The organism is Hassallia byssoidea VB512170 (assembly GCF_000817785.2).
Classification (GTDB): Bacteria; Cyanobacteriota; Cyanobacteriia; order Cyanobacteriales; family Nostocaceae; genus Hassallia; species Hassallia carrinoi.
Genome location: NZ_JTCM02000040.1, coordinates 34,847 through 55,163, shown reverse-complemented (window position 1 = coordinate 55,163; position 20,317 = coordinate 34,847). Strand labels below are relative to the sequence as shown.

Annotated in this window: 15 protein-coding genes; 9 read left to right on the top strand and 6 right to left on the bottom strand. The window is 41.4% G+C overall.

The features are described 5' to 3' along the window. Positions 1 to 372: 372 nt before the first annotated feature. Positions 373 to 897 carry a DUF937 domain-containing protein gene (locus tag PI95_RS17965; RefSeq protein ID WP_039747498.1) on the bottom strand — a complete coding sequence of 175 codons (525 nt, stop codon included), beginning with the start codon at positions 895 to 897 and terminating at the stop codon, positions 373 to 375. A 154-nt stretch (positions 898 to 1,051) separates the two neighbouring features. Here PI95_RS17965 and PI95_RS36865 point away from each other — a divergent pair, with 154 nt between their 5' ends. From PI95_RS36865 to PI95_RS17945, 5 genes are all read left to right on the top strand, one after another. Next, on the top strand, positions 1,052 to 1,186 hold the full coding sequence (locus PI95_RS36865; RefSeq protein ID WP_268896789.1) for a hypothetical protein: 135 nt from the start codon (positions 1,052 to 1,054) through the stop codon (positions 1,184 to 1,186). A gap of 12 nt (positions 1,187 to 1,198) precedes the next feature. Beyond that, the gene (locus tag PI95_RS17960; protein ID WP_039747496.1) at positions 1,199 to 2,755 is read left to right on the top strand and encodes a YcjF family protein; all 1,557 of its coding nucleotides are present in this window, start codon (positions 1,199 to 1,201) and stop codon (positions 2,753 to 2,755) included. A gap of 63 nt (positions 2,756 to 2,818) precedes the next feature. Then, positions 2,819 to 3,067 carry a DUF1902 domain-containing protein gene (locus PI95_RS17955; protein WP_039747495.1) on the top strand — a complete coding sequence of 83 codons (249 nt, stop codon included), beginning with the start codon at positions 2,819 to 2,821 and terminating at the stop codon, positions 3,065 to 3,067. After that, positions 3,064 to 3,261: a type II toxin-antitoxin system HicA family toxin gene (locus PI95_RS17950; protein ID WP_039747494.1), complete on the top strand. Its 198-nt coding sequence runs from the start codon at positions 3,064 to 3,066 to the stop codon at positions 3,259 to 3,261. Before PI95_RS17955 ends, PI95_RS17950 begins: the two co-directional genes overlap by 4 nt. 288 nt (positions 3,262 to 3,549) lie before the next feature. Beyond that, positions 3,550 to 5,358, top strand: coding sequence for a serine/threonine protein kinase (locus tag PI95_RS17945; RefSeq protein ID WP_039747624.1), 1,809 nt, complete (start codon positions 3,550 to 3,552; stop codon positions 5,356 to 5,358). A 70-nt stretch (positions 5,359 to 5,428) separates the two neighbouring features. On the opposite strand, the gene PI95_RS35280 is transcribed toward PI95_RS17945, so the two are convergent. Next, on the bottom strand, positions 5,429 to 5,590 hold the full coding sequence (locus PI95_RS35280) for a hypothetical protein (protein WP_201280502.1): 162 nt from the start codon (positions 5,588 to 5,590) through the stop codon (positions 5,429 to 5,431). 230 nt (positions 5,591 to 5,820) lie between these two features. Beyond that, positions 5,821 to 8,076 (bottom strand): penicillin-binding protein 1C, encoded by a 2,256-nt coding sequence (gene pbpC / locus PI95_RS17940; protein ID WP_236117095.1) that lies wholly within the window; start codon positions 8,074 to 8,076, stop codon positions 5,821 to 5,823. Positions 8,077 to 8,334: 258 nt separating this feature from the next. Here pbpC and PI95_RS17935 point away from each other — a divergent pair, with 258 nt between their 5' ends. Continuing rightward, positions 8,335 to 14,082 (top strand): alpha-2-macroglobulin family protein, encoded by a 5,748-nt coding sequence (locus PI95_RS17935; RefSeq protein WP_201280501.1) that lies wholly within the window; start codon positions 8,335 to 8,337, stop codon positions 14,080 to 14,082. Between the two features lie 70 nt (positions 14,083 to 14,152). Here PI95_RS17935 and PI95_RS17930 read toward each other — a convergent pair whose 3' ends face one another. Both PI95_RS17930 and PI95_RS17925 read right to left on the bottom strand, forming a co-directional pair. After that, positions 14,153 to 14,746, bottom strand: coding sequence for a HEAT repeat domain-containing protein (locus PI95_RS17930; RefSeq protein ID WP_163518980.1), 594 nt, complete (start codon positions 14,744 to 14,746; stop codon positions 14,153 to 14,155). Between the two features lie 138 nt (positions 14,747 to 14,884). Next, positions 14,885 to 15,202: a PepSY domain-containing protein gene (locus PI95_RS17925; RefSeq protein ID WP_236117094.1), complete on the bottom strand. Its 318-nt coding sequence runs from the start codon at positions 15,200 to 15,202 to the stop codon at positions 14,885 to 14,887. Between the two features lie 93 nt (positions 15,203 to 15,295). Here PI95_RS17925 and PI95_RS17920 point away from each other — a divergent pair, with 93 nt between their 5' ends. Together PI95_RS17920 and PI95_RS36020 are read left to right on the top strand one after the other, a co-directional pair. Continuing rightward, positions 15,296 to 15,565, top strand: a complete 270-nt coding sequence (locus PI95_RS17920; protein ID WP_039747490.1) for a BrnT family toxin — start codon at positions 15,296 to 15,298, stop codon at positions 15,563 to 15,565. Then, positions 15,534 to 15,836 carry a BrnA antitoxin family protein gene (locus PI95_RS36020; RefSeq protein WP_039747489.1) on the top strand — a complete coding sequence of 101 codons (303 nt, stop codon included), beginning with the start codon at positions 15,534 to 15,536 and terminating at the stop codon, positions 15,834 to 15,836. The genes PI95_RS17920 and PI95_RS36020 overlap by 32 nt, the downstream gene beginning before the upstream one ends. On the opposite strand, the gene PI95_RS17910 is transcribed toward PI95_RS36020, so the two are convergent. Beyond that, positions 15,833 to 16,009: a hypothetical protein gene (locus PI95_RS17910; RefSeq protein ID WP_163518979.1), complete on the bottom strand. Its 177-nt coding sequence runs from the start codon at positions 16,007 to 16,009 to the stop codon at positions 15,833 to 15,835. The genes PI95_RS36020 and PI95_RS17910 overlap by 4 nt on opposite strands. A gap of 130 nt (positions 16,010 to 16,139) precedes the next feature. Between PI95_RS17910 and PI95_RS17905 the strand changes: the two genes are divergently transcribed. Then, positions 16,140 to 20,210, top strand: coding sequence for a non-ribosomal peptide synthetase (locus PI95_RS17905; protein ID WP_052325207.1), 4,071 nt, complete (start codon positions 16,140 to 16,142; stop codon positions 20,208 to 20,210). The last annotated feature ends 107 nt before the right edge of the window (positions 20,211 to 20,317 follow it).

Here is a 20,317-nt window from a genome sequence, read left to right as displayed (position 1 = left end):
CGGGGAGACGCGAAGCGCGAACATCAAAAATATTCGTGGGTGGTTGCGGATCTACCTAACTTGCCTGTCCACATTTGTCGTGAGTTGTTGCAGGGGTGACAAAAAATCAGACAAAACGGAGACGCTTCCTTCATCCTTTGATAGTCGCTCTTGTGTCCTTGGATCTATTAAACAAGGCTGTCCCGTAATGTCGGCGCTTTAGCGTAGGGGAAAAGGGGAAAGGAAAAAAGCGGAAAATCTGAGCGGAGGTTTCCTCCGCTCAGACTTTTTCAAGACAGGGGAAAGGGAATGAGTTATTTAAAATTCACACAGATGTTTCAAATCACTTCTTCCCCCCTTTACCCTTTACCCTTTACCCTTTCCCCCTCTTTTTCATCTTCCCATATAGCGAGTAGCCATTTGCATCGCGTCAGCAATATCAACATCGCCATCGTTGTCAGCATCCAAGAAAGAATTCAGCACCGGATTCCCTCCCCCTTGGGGATTTCGAGTATTTGCTCCAGATTTCAACACATTCAACACTACCGGAACTAGCATCGGTAGCAATTGTTGAATCATATTTGCATTTAACCCAGTACGTTGAGCAACCATTTCAGCTACTTGTTGCTGCATCCCAGATGAGAACAGCGAAGCAACGGCTGAAGGATTGGGAGAAGTACCACCAAATTGATTTACTACAGCTTCTGCTGCTTCATTACCCTCTGTATCTCGCTTGTGTTGTAAAGCAGAACGTACTTGTCCGCCGACAATTGAGAAAACCGACTGCATGGTGTTAGAATCTGCCCCAGTGCTATTACTCAGTTGCTGCACGGTGTTGATGATATTACCTATTTGTCCGATGTTGCCTTGTTGATTGGGATTGGCAACAGCACCAATAATTTGATCAAAAAGTCCCATAAGCTTTTTTCTCCTTTTGTTTTCAGCCTACCAAATGCAAATTTTTACATGTTGAGTGCAACTAAATTTGCAAGTGTGTTGAAATTAGCTTTTAATCACCTTGATATTAAGACGCTGCATGTAGACGCTGCATCGTCTTGTCGTTAGACATCGTTTGCATAAAAACTCTTCGGTGCAAAAATCCCCACTCCCCACTCCCCACTCCCCACTCCCCACTCCCCACTCCCCACTCCCCCACCTACAACACCAAACCATTAAGATAAAAAGCATCAACTGCTTTACCCATTAATCTTTGCCATCCATGCCTTTGTCGCGCATAGTAACGTTGATTGTTGGTCTCATCCTTATTTTAGGACTAAGCCTGTGGCTGATTGATTCGCTATCACGCCTTTATTGGCAGTTGTCTTATTCGCCGCTTTTGGGCAATTTGCTGTTAATGCTGCTGGTTGTTTTGATTGGAGCATTAATTGCCGCTTTTGTCTACTATGTGTTGGTAATTCAAAAAAGTGAGAAGCGATCGCAACGCAAACGTCGTGTGACTGCGGCGGAAATTCCTGCCGTGAAATCTGAAGCGGCTTCTTCTACATTACAAGCTGTGCGGCAACAAGTATCACAAATTCAAGATGAAGTGCAAAGGCAAGCGTTACTGAGTCGATCGCGTGAGATTGAGGCAAATTTAGCACGCGGTGAAATTCAAGTAGTAGTATTTGGCACGGGAAGTGCTGGTAAAACTTCTTTGGTAAATGGGGTGATGGGACGCATGGTCGGACGTGTCGATGCGCCGATGGGAACTACTCAGGTAGGGGAAACTTATTGTTTGCGGTTGAAGGGATTAGAACGTAAAATTTTAATAACGGATACGCCGGGGATTTTAGAAGCGGGGGTAGCGGGAACCGAACGCGAACAGTTAGCGCGAGAACTGGCGACTGAAGCAGATTTGCTGTTGTTTGTGGTGGATAATGATTTACGGCGCTCTGAATATGAACCGTTGCGGACTTTGGCGGAAATTGGTAAGCGATCGCTTCTAGTTCTCAACAAAATCGATATGTACACCGAAGAAGATAAAGAAGCCATTCTCGCACGCTTGCGCCAACGTGTGCGCGGATTTATTGCCGCAAGTGATGTTGTGGCGATCGCTGCTAATCCTGAAGCTGCACAATTAGAAAATGGCGAAATTTATCAACCTGAACCAGATATTTTACCATTATTGCGGCGGATGGCGGCAATATTGCGGGCAGAAGGTGAAGATTTAGTTGCAGATAATATTTTGCTGCAATCAATGCGATTGGGAGAAGAAGCCCGGAAACTCATCGACGCTCAACGTCGCCGTCAAGCTGATAAAATAGTAGATCGCTTTCAGTGGATTGGTGCTGGTGTAGTTTCGGTAACGCCTTTACCGATGGTCGATTTGCTGGCTACAGCCGCCGTCAACGCGCAAATGGTTGTAGAAATTGGTAAAATTTACGGCTGTGAGTTGAATTTGGAGCGCGGACGAGAATTAGCGTTGTCTTTAGCGAAAACTCTTGCGAGTTTGGGTATTGTTAAAGGAGCGATTCAATTACTTTCAACCGCATTGCAACTTAATGTTGCCACATTTATTGTTGGTCGGGCAATTCAAGGGGTTACAGCGGCTTATTTAACTCGAATTGCTGGTAAGAGTTTTATTGAGTATTTCCGTCACGATCAAGATTGGGGTGATGGGGGGATGACGGAAGTAGTACAGCGACAGTTTCAAATTAACCGGCGCGATGAATTTGTTAAGGCTTTTATTCAACAAGCGATCGCACGAGTCGTCAAACCGTTGCAAGATAAAGTTGAGGCACTCGAAGAAAACGAGGAACTAAAGACTGGAGATTAACGGTTTATAAGATGGTACTCATTTTAAACTAAAACTATCCTTGTCAAATCGACACGCTTGATAATGACACAAATCACATGCAAAGTTGAAGCATTTTGGGATTGTGAAGCCGAAATCTGGGTTGCAACTAGTGAAGATGTGCCGGGATTGGTAACAGAAGCTTCTACAATTGAGGCTTTGATGCAGAAGCTAAGGGTGATGATTCCAGAACTCATCGAAATGAATGAAATTGTTCCTCCTGACTATGTGGGTGAAATCACCTTTGAGTTAACTAGTCATCGACAGGAATTGATAGAGGTGACTTCTAAATGAGTTCGTCATTTACTCCCAATTTGAAAAATATTCTTCAGGAGGGAGGCTGCTACTTTGAACGGCAAGGTAAAGGGGATCATGAAATTTGGTATAGTCCAATTACAAATCGACGATTTGTAGTAGATAGCTTTATTAAGTCGCGCCATACAGCAAATGCAGTTTTGAAGCAGGCAGGATTGCCTAAAGCTTTTTAAGCGATCGCACTAAAATACTTACTCAACCAGATACCCAAACTGGCATACTAGATATGTGAAGAATAATGTCGATATTCGACAATAGGGGCAATATTTCATACCTGACGTGCGTTTATTTTTTTTGTGATTAATTTTATAAATTTATTGTAAAGCCTTAGGTGTTAGCACTGGTAACTTCATAAAAGTTTATTGAATAAATCAGCGCTATATTGAAGAATTCGTAAGGGTTTCCGGAAAAACCGGGCGATGTCAGAAAACCTAAATAGCGACTTACTCAGCAACCAACTCATGACTCAATACATGATCGGTAAAGTACTACAAGGACGGTACCAAATCGTTCAAAACCTCGGTGCGGGCGTATTTGGACAAACATACATCGCCGTAGATATAGATCACCCTGAGAACCCAAAATGCGTAGTTAAACAGCTAAAGGTGACTGGTTCTCAACCAAGTTACTTGGATACTCTCAGGTTGCGCTTTCTTACGGAAACCGAAACCCTCAAGCAGTTGGGACATCATAACCAGATTCCCGAACTTCTTGCTTGTTTTGAAGAAGATGAAAGATTCTATCTAGTACAAGAGTTTATTGAAGGACATGCGTTGACGGCTGAATTGCCGATGGGTCAACAATGGGGGAGTCTTTGGAGTGAAAGCGAAGTTATCCAATTTCTCAATGATGTTCTGGAAATTCTCCAATTTGTTCACTCGCAAGGAGTTATCCATTGCGACATTAAACCGGAAAACTTGATCAGACGCGCTTGCGATCGCAAGTTAGTTTTGATCGACTTTGGTTCAATTCAGCCGGTTGATTTTGGTGTAGATGCAGCATTGCCGATTTATCGACTTCCCGTCACCTCTTTGGGATATATACCCCCAGAGCAATTTATTAGTCAAGCGCAGCCCAATAGTGATATTTATTCTTTGGGCATGATTGCTATCCAAGGTTTAACAGGATTAGCACCGTTACAATTAAAAATAGATCCTTATACAAATGACATTTTTTGGCGTTTGAATGATACGCCAGTTAATGATTATCTAGCTGCTGTCCTCAGCCAAATGATTCGTTACGACCACGAAAACCGCTTTGGGTCAGCGGTTGAGGTGTTGCAAGTGCTCAAGCAAATGCCTTTGAAAGAGTCGCAAGTATTAGATGCAGAATATACTGTGTCCGCAGGTGATAACTCCCAAGGACGGTTTAAGTTTATAAAATCACCCTCTCTAGTGACAGGAATGAGAGTAGGATTAGCGGCTAATTCTTTGGTGATGGGATTAGGAGTATATTCTTTAGCTAATAATTCGCCGGCATATTCAGAAACAGAAGCTTTATATAAAGCAACCGAACAATATCAAGCGGGAAATTTAGAAGGAGCGATCGCTTTAGCGCGATCGATTAAGCCAAACAGCAGCGTTTATTCAGAAGCTCAAGCTACAATTGGCGAATGGCGTCAGCAATGGCAACTCGCAGCACAACGCTATCAAGCTGTGGAAAAAGCTAATAGCGAAAATCGTTGGGTAGATGTACTTCGTACTGCTGCTCAAGTTCCGGATATTTTATATTGGCAATCGAAAACTGATAAACTAGCTAAATCTGCACGCGCTAACCTCGAAGTCCAGTCAAAAGACTTATTAGCCAAGGCTTACCAAAGAGCAGGTGAAAAAGATTTCTCCACTGCTTTAAACTACTTGCAGCAAATTCCCCAAGAAAGCTCTTCTAAAACTATAGTTCAACAAAAGTTGACTGAGTACAATCAAAAGCAGCAAATTAGAGCAGCTTACTTTGTCCAAAAAGCTTACAACAAAGCAGCAGAGGGTGACTTTGATGGTGCTGTGGAGTTTCTCCAACAAGTTCCTCAAGATACTCCGATTTACGCGCAGGCTCAAGCTAAACTAATTGAGTATACGCAAAAGCAGCGTCTGCAAGCTGACAAAACTCCTAATGATGATAGCAGGCGATCGCAACTTCCACAAGATGAAAAGGTAGCTACATCACCTATAGCCAAAGCTATGTGGACTAATTCATTCATCCACAGCAAAACCACTACTAAGCTGGACAATTTTCAGCCAGGAAATTACATGCAAGAGGTGAATATTAGATAGTGACAACACAAAAAGCTAGGTTCCATAAATTATCCAGCTTATAACCAGCAAACACCATGTTTTCCTGATACTAACTTGCGTGGTTCCAGTCACTTAAGACTTCATGTTGCTGGTTCGTTTTGCGTTGACGAACTGGTACTTTAGGAGTACCGATATCTGTCTGATGAGAAGATTGTTTCTTCTTGGCTGATTTGTTTTCTGTTTTCTTTGAGCTAGTTTGTGTGGTTGTCATTTTATTTACCTTTATGCTGCCACTGAGATTTTAGTTACTCTTACCGGAAAAATCACAGTGGCGCATCCCTTAATTTACAATTAAAGCCATAGGCTTTATTTATTTCTTCACTCTTTAGATAGTTCTTTCCTGAAAAAAAGAAAATAAATTTTCGGCTTGTCAAACCTTGATGCTGCCCAGAAACCCGACTTCTTTAAGAAGTCGGGTTTCTAATTTAAGAAGTCGGGTTTCTAATAAGAAAAGCCGCGACGTGTGGGTTTGATATTTGCTAACTGTACTTGAAAAGTTACTTTATCGCTGATTTCACCACTTTTTGCTGATAAAGTCCAGTTACCGGGACGTAATGTCCAAAACAAAGCATTCGCTGATGTATCTAACTTTTCACCATTCAACCACCACTCTACAGGCTCAGATGATATTCCCGCTAGCTTAAATTCTAATTTTTGCTTTCCTTCTTCACCTGGATATAATAAGAATAAATCGCGATTGTGAGGCGATAAAATCTTGAAATTGTTAGAAGCTAAATTGAATTGATTTTGTCTTGCTAACCATTCATCATACTCACCGGGTAAATTCAACTGAAGACGTTCATAGTTGCTTTTGTCTTCTGGGTAGAAAAATTCTTCCACAACCGAGGTGCAATTTGGTGTAGGTTTTAACCCAGAAATCGCACACATAGGTAGTTTCACCATCCCTGATGGAGGGGGGAAATTAGCTGGTTCTTGTGAGGAGTGCAAATGTAACATAATTCGATTCCACAAAGGCGCTGCGCCTGTAACTCCGGAGACTTGGCGCATCGGTTCGCCGTCGAAATTACCTACCCAGGTAGCCACTGTGTAATCGCTAGAAAAGCCGACAGTCCATGTATCGCGAAAATTAGAGGATGTGCCCGTTTTCACCGCAGTGGCAAATGGTAAATTTAGTACCGAGTCTACACCAAAAGCTGTCGCACGCGCATAGCGATCGCTCAACATATCAACAATCAATTCCCACGTCGTCGTTGTAGTGACGCGATTCATCGCGTCCAAACTACCAACTAAAGGAAACATACTAACCATTGGTATAACTTCGCCAAATCGTGCTATACTTACATAAGCTTGAGCTAATTCCCACAAACTGACTTCGCCACTACCCAAAGTCAAGCCCAACCCATAATATTCTGCCGGCTGAGTTAAGTGTGCAAACCCCAAGTCACGCAGACGATTTAGAAAAGTCTGCACGCCAACCTTTTCTAACACCCTGACTGCTGGTACATTCAGCGAATTCGCCAAAGCGACGCGCACCCGCACAGGTCCATTAAAGCTTCGCGTATAATCTGTAGGACTGTAAAGTTTTGCCCCCGGAATCGCGTAGTTTGCCGGCACATCTGCTAAAATAGTATTGGGACGAATTACAGATTTTTCTAAAGCTAACTCATATAAAAACGGCTTGAGTGTAGATCCTGGTTGACGCAACGCCTGAACTCCATCATTACGTCCGAGTTTGGCTTCGTTAAAATAATCAGGGGAACCGACATAAGCCAAAACTTCCCCGGTGTGGTTGTCAATTACTAAAGCAGCTGCGTCATGAACGTTGTTAGCAGCAAGATTGGTAAGTATTTGCTGTACTTGTGCTTCCACAAACTGCTGTAAAGGACGATTGATGGTGGTGCGGATGGGAGATGAAGATTTGTTAAGCGAAGTTGGTAGGATTTGACTTGATAGCCAAAATAAAAAGTGTGGTGCGGCAATGATTCCCGGTTGACGAGACTGAAATATAACTTTTTCGGTGTATGCTCGTTGTGCGATCGCGTTCGTAATATATCCATCCTGTATCATTCGATTAAGGACGTATTTTTGCCGCTGTTTCAAGCGTTGATAATGTTCGTAGGGATTAAAGTAAGTCGGATTATTGGGGATAGCAGCTAAGAAACTTGCTTGTGCTAGATTCAAATCGCTTGCAGGTATGGAAAAATAGATTCGAGATGCAGCTTCTACACCGTAGATATTTCCTCCCATTGGCAAACGATTGATGTATGCACTCAGGATATCATCTTTATTCATTCCGGCTGTTAATCGCCAAGATAACCAAATTTCCTGAGTTTTGCCTGATACAGTGCGGGGCAGTGAATCCAACATGCGGGCTAGTTGCATGGTGATGGTAGAAGCACCGGAAAGTATTCGTTTGGCGTGAATTGCGTCTTTGATAGCGCGGGCGATCGCTTTCAGGTCTAGTGCGCCGTGGTGATAAAACGTACCGTCTTCTGCTGCTAAGATAGCGTGGATAAATTGGGGGGAAACTTGATTTAGTGGTACGACTGCGGTATGTTCGCGATCGCGTGTGAGTAGTGTTCCTAATAATAGCTGATTGCGATCTGTAAAGGCGATCGCTTGTTTATCTTGGGCAATATCTGCGGTACGAATTGGCGTCAAGTACGGCAATAAGCGTACTGTCACGCATAATAGTAGGATTACGATAACCGTAGTGAGGGCTTTAGCCCTCATCATAATAGATTTAAGGGCTTCAGCCCTGACTACAAACTTCTTTTTACTCATCTATATTAAGATTTGTAATGTTTTTCGGACACAATTAGATTTAATTTGTTATCTATAAAATCCATATTCTTTTTGTCACAACTACTTGAGTTAACAAACCGCAGAGACACAGAGTAAACAGAGGTAAGAAAATAGAGATTTTACGTTTTTATTTAGGATTGTTATAGCACTTATACGATTGTCACGTTACCTTATTTTATTTTTTTTAACATGCTCATAAGAATAATGCAGTCCCTGCTTATCCTAACATTTGTAGTAGGAATAACAGGGTGTAATTTAATTGGTATCGCTCCAGGTAAAGAACAACTTCCAGAAGTTTCTGCACTAACTCCCCCGATTTTACCAGATTGGATTGAACAAATTAGTCCACTAGGAGACGCTAAACCTCTTCAGCAAATTCGCATTCGGTTTAAAGAAGCTTTAATTCCTCTTGAAAGTCTTGATAACCCAGAACAAGAAAGTTTGTTACAAAAATTTGAACTTACGCCAAATTTACCCGGTCATTTTCGATTTTTGACACCGCGTATGGTAGGATTTCAAGCTGAGAAAGCACTACCAAAAGCAACGCGGTTTCAAGTTACTCTCAAAGCTGGTTTAGCTGACTTACAAAAACACCGTCTTGATAAAGATTTAGCTTGGACTTTCAATACAGAACTCATCAATTTAAGTAATTTACCAGGTGGGAACCCCATAGACAAGACTGAAGAGTCGATTGATTTAAAAGAGAAATTGCAATTTACATCAAATGTAGAATTGAATCTAGCTTCAGTGGAAAAGCATTTGCAACTTATTCCGGAAGGTAAAAAGCAGGGTGTACGCTTTAAAGTTGATTTAGCGAAAGAAGAAAATGAAGAACCGCTGGAAAAGTTTGACCCTTCAACACGCAATTGGGTTTATAACCTGATTCCGCAGCAAAATCTTGAAAAAGCAACTCGCTATCGCTTGCAATTTTCTCCCGGTGTGCGTCCGGCTAATGGTAATCTATTAAGTGAGAAAGAGTTTGTCAGTAAGGTAACAACTTATTCTCCGCTGACATTTCAAGGAATTAAGTTTTACGGGCAACCTGATGCAGGTGGAACATACGGGAGATTTATTCAAGGTAGTCCACAGCTAGAATTTAATAACGTCTTAGTAGCATCGGCTATTGAAAACATTAAAATTAATCCGGCACCGCAAGACATTTCTCGGATTCTTCAAGTGAATGACCAAGATAAACTTGTCAGCATCAATCCTTATGCTTTAAAACCTGCTACTCGTTATACAATTACGATTGGTGCAAATCTCAAAGATAAGTTTGGACAGACTTTAGGTAAACCTGTTACCGTGAATTATCATACAGGAGATTTAGCCGGGGATATCTGGGTTCCTGATGGATTAAATATTTTCCCTGCGGGTAAGAATTTACAACTCAATATTAATACAGTCAACTTGCCGGAATCAAAATACAAAGCTGCTTATAAAGTACTTCAACCAACAGATTTAGTTTATTTCAACAGTGGGAATGATTTATTGCCTAAATCATCTGAATGGCAAAGCTTTAAATTAGCGACGAAGAAGAATCAATCAGTTGATGTGAGTATTCCTTTACGAGAAAAGCTGGGTACGTCTACAGGAATGCTAGCTTATGGGGTACAGGGACGCACTAATAAATATAAAGAGAATAATAAACAACTTTGGAGAGAATCTACGAGTTATGGGTTAGTTCAATTAACGAATTTGGGTGTATTTTCGCAGTGGTTTCCGGAATCGAGTTTGATTCGGGTTCATCATCTTGCTGATGGTTCACCTGTAAAAGGTGCTGCTGTAGAAATTTATGAATCAAAATTGAATGCCAAATCTCGTCCGCAACCCGTAGCTTGTGCATCGAGTAAAACTGATGAAAATGGAAACTTAAAGTTGAATCGCTCAGATTTGCAGTCATGTTATGCTACAAGTAAAAGCTTGAAAAAATCACCAGAACTATTAGTAGTAGCGCGTGAAAATCAAGATTGGGCATTTACACGCACTGATGAGTATAGTGGTGCTTATGGTTATGGTATTGATGCAGGTTGGGAAAATGATAAACCAGAATCACGGGGAGTAATTTTCTCTGATAGACAGTTGTATCAACCAAATGAAAAAGCTTATTTTACTGGCTTTGCTGATTATTTGCAAAATGGTACGATTCAGCAAGATAAAAATGCTGTTTACCAATTAACTATTATAAATCCAGATGGGCAAAAGACAGATTTAGGTACGCGAACAACGAATGAGTTTGGTACGTTTTCTCTGGAAGTCGCTATTAAGAACAATCAAAAGTTAGGTTATTATACAATTCAAGCGAAAGGGAAAAACGGACACGAAATTTCTGGAGAATTTCGCGTAGCTGAGTTTAAACCGCCAAATTTTAAAGTAGAATTAGCTTTAGATAAGCAATTTGCTTCTATTGGTGATAAGATTGCAGCGAAAACTGCAAGTAATTATCTGTTCGGTTCACCTGTGTCAGCAGGAAAGGCAAAATATTTTGTCACGAGAAACCAAACGAATTTTATTCCTAAAGGTTGGGAAGAATTCAGTTTTGGTAGACAATGGCTTTTCCCGGAAGAATCTCCGTCTTTACCAAGCGATGTTTTGCAAACTGATACCCAGGTAGATGCTAATGGTAAAAGTAGTCAAGTTGTAAATGTGGAGAAATTGCCTTATCCGATGATTTATCGGGTGGATGTTGAAGTGTCAGATGTTTCTAATTTATCTGTAGCGAATTCTCAGACTTTTACAGCTTTGCCGAGTAATCGTCTCATCGGTTTAAAAAGTAACTTTGTTGCTGAAGCTGGTAAAGCTTTTCCGATTCAAGTTATCGTTTCTGACTTTACGGGAAAAGTGCTGGAAGGTCAACGCATTAAGCTGGAATTACAAGAGATGAAATACAGCAGTTTAACTCAAGTGGTGGAAGGTAGTCAAACTGCGAAAAATCAAGTTGAATATAAGACGGTTGGAAAAGTAGAAGTTACATCCAGTAACAGTCCTCAATCTGTAAGTTTAACACCACCCGAATCGGGTTCTTACAGAATTCAAGCTAATTTTAGCGATGCGAAAGATGATTTAAGCGCTACAGATTTGCAAATTTGGGCAACTGGTGAAAATTCGGTAGCTTGGGGTGAAGGTGAAAAAGACAAGTTGGAGGTGAAACTTGATAAAAAAGAGTTTAAAGTCGGTGAAACTGCTACTGCGTTGATTCAATCTCCTTATCAAGAAGCAGAATTGTACTTTGCTGTTGTCAAAAATAAACCTATTTATCAACAGATTACCAAAGTTAAGGGCGGTGCGCCACAAATTCAATTTAAAGTTACACCAGAAATGCTACCAAATGCAGCAGTTGAAGCTGTGTTAGTACGTCAGGGTGTTCCTCTGAATAAATTGTCACCCGGAAGTTTAAATAATTTAGGAAAAATTGGCTTTGCACCTTTTAAAGTGAATTTGTCAGATAAATATTTAAAGCTGCAAGTTACCCCTTTGCAAACTTCATTAGAACCTGGTGCGTCAGAAACGGTACAATTAGAACTCAAAGACAATCAAGGAAATCCCACCAAAGGACAACTCACTGTTATGGTGGTGAATGAAGCGGTGTTACAACTTTCTGGTTATCGTCCCCCAGATTTGGTAAATACGGTTTATGCTGAACAATCAATATCTACCCGCTTTAGCGATAATCGTCAAAATGTGGTGGTAGAACAAAACGCGATCGCTAAACCGAAAGGTTGGGGTTATGGTGGTGGTTTCTCAGCCGGTGCAGCAAATACCCGCATCCGCAAAGATTTTCAAGCTTTAGCTTACTATAATAATGTACGTACAGACGCTGATGGTCAAGCACAGATAACATTTAAATTACCAGATAATTTAACTACATGGCGAGTGATGACGATCGCTACTGATGGAAATTTACGTTTTGGTAACGGTGAAACGACGTTTATCACCACAAAGCCACTACTCACTAATCCAATATTGCCACAATTTGCACGTCCAGGCGATCGCATTCTCTCCGGTTTATCCATAACTAACAACACTAACTCATCTGGTACTTTGACAATTAATGGTGCAGTTAGCGGTACAATCAACTTTGAAGGCAAAAATCCCACAGCCGCTTCTTTACAAACCCAAGCTGAATCAGCTACTTCTGCTTATCGCTTTCCCATCGTCGCTTCGAGTGTTGGTGAAAGTAAAGTCAGCTTCACCACTCAACTAAATCGCAACGCAGATGCTTTTGAAGTACCTTTAGAAATTAAACCGTTGGAAGTTACAGAAGAAGTTGTTGAAAGTGGTGTAATATCAAATCCGTTTGAAACGCAAAGGATCGCAAAGGGTAACGCAAAGGATCGCAGAGTTTTTAAGAGTCAAATTGCGAATCAAGTAAAAATTCCGCTGAATGTCGATAAAAATGTCTTTCCCGAAGCGGGAGGTTTAGAGATTCAATTAGCGAGTAATTTGATTCCGGAAATTAAAGTACCTGCAAAGCAGGTTATGAAAGATGATGATTTACCTTTTGCTGAACCAGCTGCGAGTCAATTGATAATTGCCGCTAATCTGCAAACACTTTCTGAGAAATACGGTCAGACTTTCCCAGAGTTTAATTTTACCAAACAATCAAGCCAAGCGATCGCCCAATTACAAAAACTCCAACTCGCTGACGGTGGTTTTGCAGCTTATCCAGGACAAGAAAAGTCAGATCCTTGGATTTCTCTTTATGTGGCTGAGTCTCTGGCGAAAGCAAATATCAATTCGACGATGATACCACGCCTCAAGGGATATTTGCAGAAAATCCTCGCCAACCCCGGACAATTTGAGTTTTGTAGACAGCAACCTTGCAAAAGCCAAATGCAACTTAATGCTTTAATGTCTACTGCACAATTTGGCGAAAAAAGCAATAGCTTTCTGACAGATATTTATCAACAACGCAACGACTTTGATTTAGTCACGCAAATTAAATTAACGCGATATCTATCTCAGTTTCCCGAATGGCAAGATGAATCTAAACAACTTTTACAGCAGTTACAACAATATATATATGAAACTGGTCGCACAGCAGTGATAAATTTACCCAGCAGTTGGGGGTGGATGAATTCACCGACAACCGCACAAGCGCAAGCTTTACGTTTGTTTATCGCTGCCAAAGTCAAACCAGAAGTTATCGATAAGTTATTTCAAAGTCTTTTAACACTCCGACGCAATGGGACATGGCAAACTAGTTACGACAATGCCCAAGCGCTGACAGCTTTGGTGGAATATGCGAAACTGCAACCAACACCGCCGGATTTTCTTGCGAGTGTGAAATTAGCTGGTAAGAAAATCGGCGAAAGTAAATTTCAAGGATACCGTAATTCTAGTTTACAGCTAAATGTGGCGATCGCTAACTTACCTCGCGGACATCACGATCTAACTCTGCAAAAATCAGCTTCTGGGACATTACACTATCTACTAGCTTATCGCTATCGCTTGCAAGGAAATCAACCTGGGAGATTTAACGGTTTGCGAATATCGCGAGAAATTAGCCGTGTCGGTGATGGAAAAGTCTTGCAAAAAATAGGACTTTATGCTAAAGATAAGCCGTTGACAATAGAAACAGGACAAGTGTTTGATATAGGTTTAGAAGTTATTGTAGATCATCCTATAGAGCATGTGGTGATTAACGATCCGCTACCTGCGGGATTTGAAGCTGTCGATCAAAGCTTTCAAACTGCTACATCTGCGTTAAAAGCAAAAGCCGATAATTGGCAACTTGGATTTAAAACAATTTATAGCGATCGCATTATCGCCTACGCCGACCATCTAGATCCAGGCGTTTATAGCCTGCATTATTTAGTGCGTTCCGTGACACCGGGTACATTTATTTATCCTGGTGCGAAAGTACACCTGCAATATGCACCTGAAGAATTTGGGCGATCGGCTGATTCTACATTAGTTTTGGAGGAGAAAATTAGGTAAAAATTGTAAACAAATGAGACACAGGTAAATCTATTCTGCCAAATAAGTAGTAAATTTAATCCTAAATTTACTAAAAGGGTTTACCTAACTTGCCCAACGCCTCAGCGGCACGAAGACGCACACCAGAATCATCATCTTTCAGACACCCCACAAGCCCTTGGAGTACCGTTTCTGAGGTGTTACCTAACTTGCCCAACGCCTCAGCGGCAAAATAACGCACATAATCATCATCATCTTTCAGACACCCCAAAAGCCCTTGGAGTACCGTTTCTGAGGTGTTACCTAACTTGCCTAACGCCCCAGCGGCATTACCACGCACACCAGAATCATCATCTTTCAGACACCCCAAAAGCCCTTGCAGTACCGTTTCTGAGGTGTTACCTAAGTTGCCCAACGCCTTAGCGGCACTACCACGCACATCAGAATAATCATCTTTTTCCTTTTTCTCCTGCTTTTCCTGCTGTGTCGGTGTAGTCTTTTTAACTTCAGCAGGTTGACTCGCTTGGGGTGTAGACTTGGCAGGTGTTTGAGCGTATACCAGACTATTATCCTGCTTAGTGTTCGCCTGCGCCCAATTGTGACTTGTCAAGAACAAGGGAAATGAAACTCCCAACAGGGCAACTTTCAAGAATGCTAAGAAAGGTTGATTAGCGTGCTTGGTCATGAATTAGACTCAGCGCAAAAGAGATAGTAAGAAGATTTTGTGCTAATTCTAACGTTTTTCCTGGGTAAGCAAGCGATCGCCTTCATCGTTTGAGTTTATCCCCAACAGGCGATCGCATTATCGCCTATGCCTACCAAACTATGGCGATCGCTTCACTAACATCAATCTCCTAATCACAAAGCCAGTAATAAATAGAACTAAGGGTGCAAGTCCAATGAGTACATATAGTATGCGCGTTGTCAATCCGCCAAAGGTGCCGTAATGTAAAGGAGTAAAAGAGTCTAAAACTCTCTCAGCCCGTGATGATTCTAAACGATTTTTCAGTTGTACCACTTCACCTGTATACTGGTCGAGATAAACTTGAGAGTAGAGGCAATTTTTTACCAATTCGGAACACTCCTTCTTTTGTTTGTGGTAAGCGGATGTAAATAGTAACCGCACCTGGTAAAGTAGCATCGGCTTTTTGAAGAATCTCTGGCGCGTCCCCTAGGAGGTTTGTTGGCGTAAGTAACACAAAACAAGATCGGGTATTAGTTATTAGTTAGAGTCGTGCGATTCACTTGGGATGAAAATAAACGACAATCAAATTTGGGCAAACACGGGTTTGATTTTGTGGATGCTTCGCAGGTTTTTGAGGGTGCAACATTCACGTTTGAAGATGATCGCTATGCTTATGGGGAGCAGCGCTTCATTACACTAGGACTGTTGCGCGGGCGAGTAGTGGTTATTGCCCATACAGAAATTGGGGATGAAATTCGTGTTATTTCGATGAGGGAGGGAACTAAACGTGAACAAACCATTTTCTTCCAAAGCCTCTGAAACTGATTGGGAGCGGATTGATGCAATGCAAGATAAGGACATTGATTTTTATGACATTCCAGAAGTGACTGAAGAACAGATGAAGCGGGCGGTGCTGCGGGTTGGCGGAAAACCTGTTGAACCAGGTCAACGGCGTGTCGATCTCCTTCTAGATGCTTTCATCGTCGAATACTTCGAGGCAAATGCAGGTGAGCAGGGGTATCAAGCGCTGATTAATCAGGCGTTGGCAGAGTATATTCATAACCGTGACCTTGAGAATCGGTTGCGCTAAGGATTGTTCGTGAGGAAGTAGAACGAGCTATCTCCCAACAACAGGAAACTATCACTCCCAACCCAACAACTTGAAACAAGCAACGGGTGCCGTCTGTTTTGATAATCGCTTGGTGGTATCCCAACTGCACCAATACCGCAGGCGATCGCCCAAGGCTTGTTTGATTTTTTCAATACGCTTCTCTCCACCTACTCTTATTGAATAATTTATTTTTTGGTATCCCCTAACTAATATTTGGTAATTTGATTTTATCGGTTGTTCTCTCTACCACAAATTTTTGCAGCACAACTGTGCCCTTCACTTATGAATCTCACTGCTATTGAAGAAACAGAGGTTTTTGTTTTTGCCACTTCTTTCGCTCAACAACGGCTGTGGTTTCTCGACTCTTTAGCACCACGCAATCCATTTTACAATGTGTCAACAGCACTTCGCCTCACAGGGAGGCTCAACTTCACCGCTTTAACGCAGACATTCAACGAGCTGGTACGCCGTCACGAAATTTTACGTACCACGTTTGTCATGGTGGAGGGACAACCAGTACAAGTAATAGCCCCCACCTTAATTATACCTCTTAGAGTAATAGACCTACGCAATCAATTTGAAAGCCAAGAACGCGAAATACAAGCGCGACGATTCGCAAGCGAAGAAGCTCAACGTTCTTTCAATCTCACCACCGGACTCTTGCTGCGATTGACGCTGCTACAACTCGATGAAGCAGAATACGTGCTACTACTGAACCTACATCACATTGTTGCCGATGGTTGGTCTATTGGAGTGCTGATTAAAGAACTGGGGACACTATATAAAGCCTTTTTAGAGGATAAGCGATCGCCCCTGCCGGAACTACCCATTCAGTATGCAGATTTCGCCGAATGGCAGCGGGAATGGCTGCAAGGAGATGTGCTACAAACTCAGTTAGCTTACTGGCATCATCACTTAGAGGGAATTTCAGTACTAAATCTCCCCACTGACCGATTAAGACCAGCAGTTCCAACTTACAAAGGTGCGAAACAATTTATACAACTACCGCCCTATTTAACTCAGGCGCTAGAGACACTTAGCCACCAAGAAGGCGTTACCTTGTTCATGACTCTGCTGGCAGCGTTTCAAACGTTGCTTTATCGCTACACGCAGCAAGAGGACATTGCGATCGGCTCGCCCATTGCCAATCGCAACCGCAGCGAGTTAGAAGGGTTAATTGGCTTTTTTGTCAATACTTTAGTACTGCGTACCGATTTATCAGGAAATCCAACGTTTCAAGAACTGTTGAATCGAGTGCGAAAGGTAACTTTAAGCGCTTATGCTTATCAGGATTTGCCCTTTGAAAAGCTGGTGGAAGAACTACACCAAGAACGAGATTTAAGTTGTCATCCGTTGTTTCAGGTTGTATTTAGCCTGCAAAATACTCCAATCGAAGCGCTAGAGTTACCTGGGTTAACGCTTTCGCAATTCGAGTTTGACAGCAAAACCGCAAAGCTAGATTTGGAGTTTCATCTGTGGCAAGATTTGGAAAGCCTTAAAGGACAAGTGGTGTACAGCACCGATTTATTTGATGACAGCACTATTACCCGGATGTTGGGACATTTTCAAACGCTGTTAGAAAGCATTGTTGTTAATCCAAAACAGCGTCTTTGCGACTTGTCAATTTTAACAAAAGCAGAAAGACATCAACTATTAATAGAGTTTAATCAGAATAAATTTAAAATTCCAAATCAAAAATCTAAAATTGAGCAGTGTTTTCATCAGTTATTTGAAGCAATTGTGGCGGAAAGTCCCAATGCGATCGCACTAGTTTTTGAACACCAGCAATTAACCTACCGCGAACTAAATAACCGAGCTAACCAACTTGCACATTATCTGCAACAATTAGGGGTAGTCCCAGATGTTTTAGTGGGCATTTGCGTAGAGCGATCGCTCGAAATGATAATTGGGTTGTTGGCTATCCTCAAAGCAGGTGGAGCATATCTGCCTTTAGATCCGAGCTTACCTCAATCGCGTTTTAACTTCATCCTCAAAGACGCGAAAGTTTCAGTATTGCTAACACAGAAAAAGTTACTCAAGCATTTTCAGGACTTCTCGAATCCAATTATTTGCATAGATGAAAATTGGGCAACTATTACACAACATAGCCAGGAAAACCCAACTAGTTGCGTAACATCTGATAACCTAGCTTATGTCATTTACACCTCTGGCTCAACAGGACAGCCGAAAGGAGTTTTAATCAAGCACCGAGGACTTTTTAACTTGGCATCAGCTCAAATTGAAGTTTTCAACTTGCAACCGAATAACCGCATTTTGCAATTTGCATCATTGAGTTTTGATGCCTCAATTTTTGAGATTGTTATGGCACTAACAGCAGGAGCGACTCTTTATTTAGCAAAGAAAGAATCGCTTCTACCCGGAAAAGCTTTGCTGCAACTATTGCGCGAAAAAGCTATTACTCATGTTACCCTTCCTCCTGCGGTGTTGGCAGTTCTACCTCCAGAATCACTCCCGGCATTGCAAACTATAATTTGTGCAGGAGAATTGTGTTCGCAGGATATTATAAAACGCTGGTGGAGTTCTAATCGTCGATTTTTTAACGCTTACGGTCCAACTGAAGCAACTGTTTGGTCAACCGTTGCCGAAATTAATACTCTTGATGAAAAACCCTCTATAGGTCGTCCTATTGCTAACACTCAAATTTATATATTAGATAAGTATTTACAACCTGTACCAATTGGAATTACTGGTGAATTATATATCGGTGGTGAGGGTGTAGCTGAAGGCTATCTCAATCGTCCCGAATTAACAGAAACCCGGTTTCTTCAAGAAACCGGGTTTCTCCCAACGCGACTTTACAAGAGCGGTGATTTAGCTTGTTATCGAGTAGATGGTAATATTGAATTTTTGGGTCGCATCGATAATCAAGTTAAAATTCGTGGCTTTCGCATTGAGTTATCAGAGATTGAAACGGTGCTGATGATGCATCAAAGCGTGGAAAAAGCAGTAGTAATTGCTAAAGAGAAGATGTCAGGCGATCGCTACTTGGTAGCTTATATTATTCCCACGAAGCAGCCAGCAACAACTAGTAAACTACGTGAATTCCTAAAAGAAAAATTACCAGAATACATGATACCAGCAGCCTTTGTAGTGCTGGATTCTTTGCCGCTAACGCCTAATGGCAAACTAGATCGCCTAGCACTCACAGCACTCGACACAACTAATCGTTCAATAGATAAAACCTATATCGCTCCTCGTAATCCAACCGAGTTAACATTAGCAAAAATCTGGGCTGAAGTCCTTCAAATTGAGCGTGTGGGTATTTACGATAACTTCTTCGACTTGGGAGGAAATTCGCTGTTAACTGTACGTTTGTTGGAGCAAATACACAAGCAATTTGAGCGTGAATTGCCACTATATACCATATTTTTAAATCCTACAATTGAAAGTTTCGCAAATTCTCTATCTTCAGACACAGATTCTCTGTCTTGGTCTCCCTTAGTTGCGATTCAGCCTGCTGGTTCAAATCCGCCTTTCTTTTGCGTTCATCCAATCTTTGGTGTTGTTTTTCCTTATTACGAATTAGCTCATCATTTAGGGACAAATCAACCATTTTACGGGATACAACCGATTGGTATTGACGGAGAAACTCCACTAACTCACATTGAGGAAATGGCTGCCCACTATATTGAAGCATTGCGTAAAGTACAACCAAAAGGACCTTATTATTTAGGAGGTTGGTCTTTTGGCGGTTTGGTTGCTTTTGAGATGGCTCAACAACTGCAAAAATCTGGAGATGAAGTCGCTTTACTTGCTGTGCTTGATACTTTAGCACCAATTAAGAGCAATATACCTTCTTTTGGCAATGGGTTCAAGTTTCTTTTTACTACAGTAGCGCGATATATATGGTCATTTTTCTTCGATTATTTGCGTTTAATTACTGCTCCTAGCAAAAACAAAATTAAAAGTTTAATTTTTCGTCTTCCTAATTTTCATAAATTTATTCAATCGCTCGAAACAAATTTGTTTTCACACTTTATCTTGAAAGAAGCTGCTATAGTCAACTCGATGCCTGAAGAGTCGAGGTTAAGAATTTTAAACGAGTTAACAATTCGCCCCATGCTTCGTGTTTTTTATGCTAATAACCAAGCAGTTCTCAACTACGTTCCCCAGGTTTACCCGAAGCGAATTACTCTTTTCAGAACAAGCGTTCAGTCAAGCATTGCCGAGCAAGATTTGAGTATGGGTTGGGATCGGCTAGCTGTTGAAAAAACAGAAATTCATACTATTCCTGGCAATCACCTCACCATGCTGAGAAAACCCCATATTCAGGTTCTTGCCGAACAGTTAAGAGTCTGTATTGAAAAAGCACAAAATTTATCTATCGGTTAATAAATTTGTTACTTCGAGACAATTGAAGCTATTAAATCAAGCTTTAGCAACAAAACTTTACACATAGTTTTATATCATGTCCGCGCTTATTAGTTATAAAAAAGGGC

Bases quoted from the DNA above. Each gene is read 5' to 3' on its own strand.
- PI95_RS17965 (WP_039747498.1), bottom strand. From the start codon at position 897: ATGGGACTTTTTGATCAAATTATTGGTGCTGTTGCCAATCCCAATCAA.
- PI95_RS17960 (WP_039747496.1), top strand. From the start codon at position 1,199: ATGCCTTTGTCGCGCATAGTAACGTTGATTGTTGGTCTCATCCTTATT.
- PI95_RS17955 (WP_039747495.1), top strand. From the start codon at position 2,819: ATGACACAAATCACATGCAAAGTTGAAGCATTTTGGGATTGTGAAGCC.
- PI95_RS17950 (WP_039747494.1), top strand. From the start codon at position 3,064: ATGAGTTCGTCATTTACTCCCAATTTGAAAAATATTCTTCAGGAGGGA.
- PI95_RS17945 (WP_039747624.1), top strand. From the start codon at position 3,550: ATGACTCAATACATGATCGGTAAAGTACTACAAGGACGGTACCAAATC.
- PI95_RS35280 (WP_201280502.1), bottom strand. From the start codon at position 5,590: ATGACAACCACACAAACTAGCTCAAAGAAAACAGAAAACAAATCAGCC.
- pbpC (WP_236117095.1), bottom strand. From the start codon at position 8,076: ATGATGAGGGCTAAAGCCCTCACTACGGTTATCGTAATCCTACTATTA.
- PI95_RS17935 (WP_201280501.1), top strand. From the start codon at position 8,335: ATGCTCATAAGAATAATGCAGTCCCTGCTTATCCTAACATTTGTAGTA.
- PI95_RS17930 (WP_163518980.1), bottom strand. From the start codon at position 14,746: ATGACCAAGCACGCTAATCAACCTTTCTTAGCATTCTTGAAAGTTGCC.
- PI95_RS17925 (WP_236117094.1), bottom strand. From the start codon at position 15,202: ATGCTACTTTACCAGGTGCGGTTACTATTTACATCCGCTTACCACAAA.
- PI95_RS17905 (WP_052325207.1), top strand. From the start codon at position 16,140: ATGAATCTCACTGCTATTGAAGAAACAGAGGTTTTTGTTTTTGCCACT.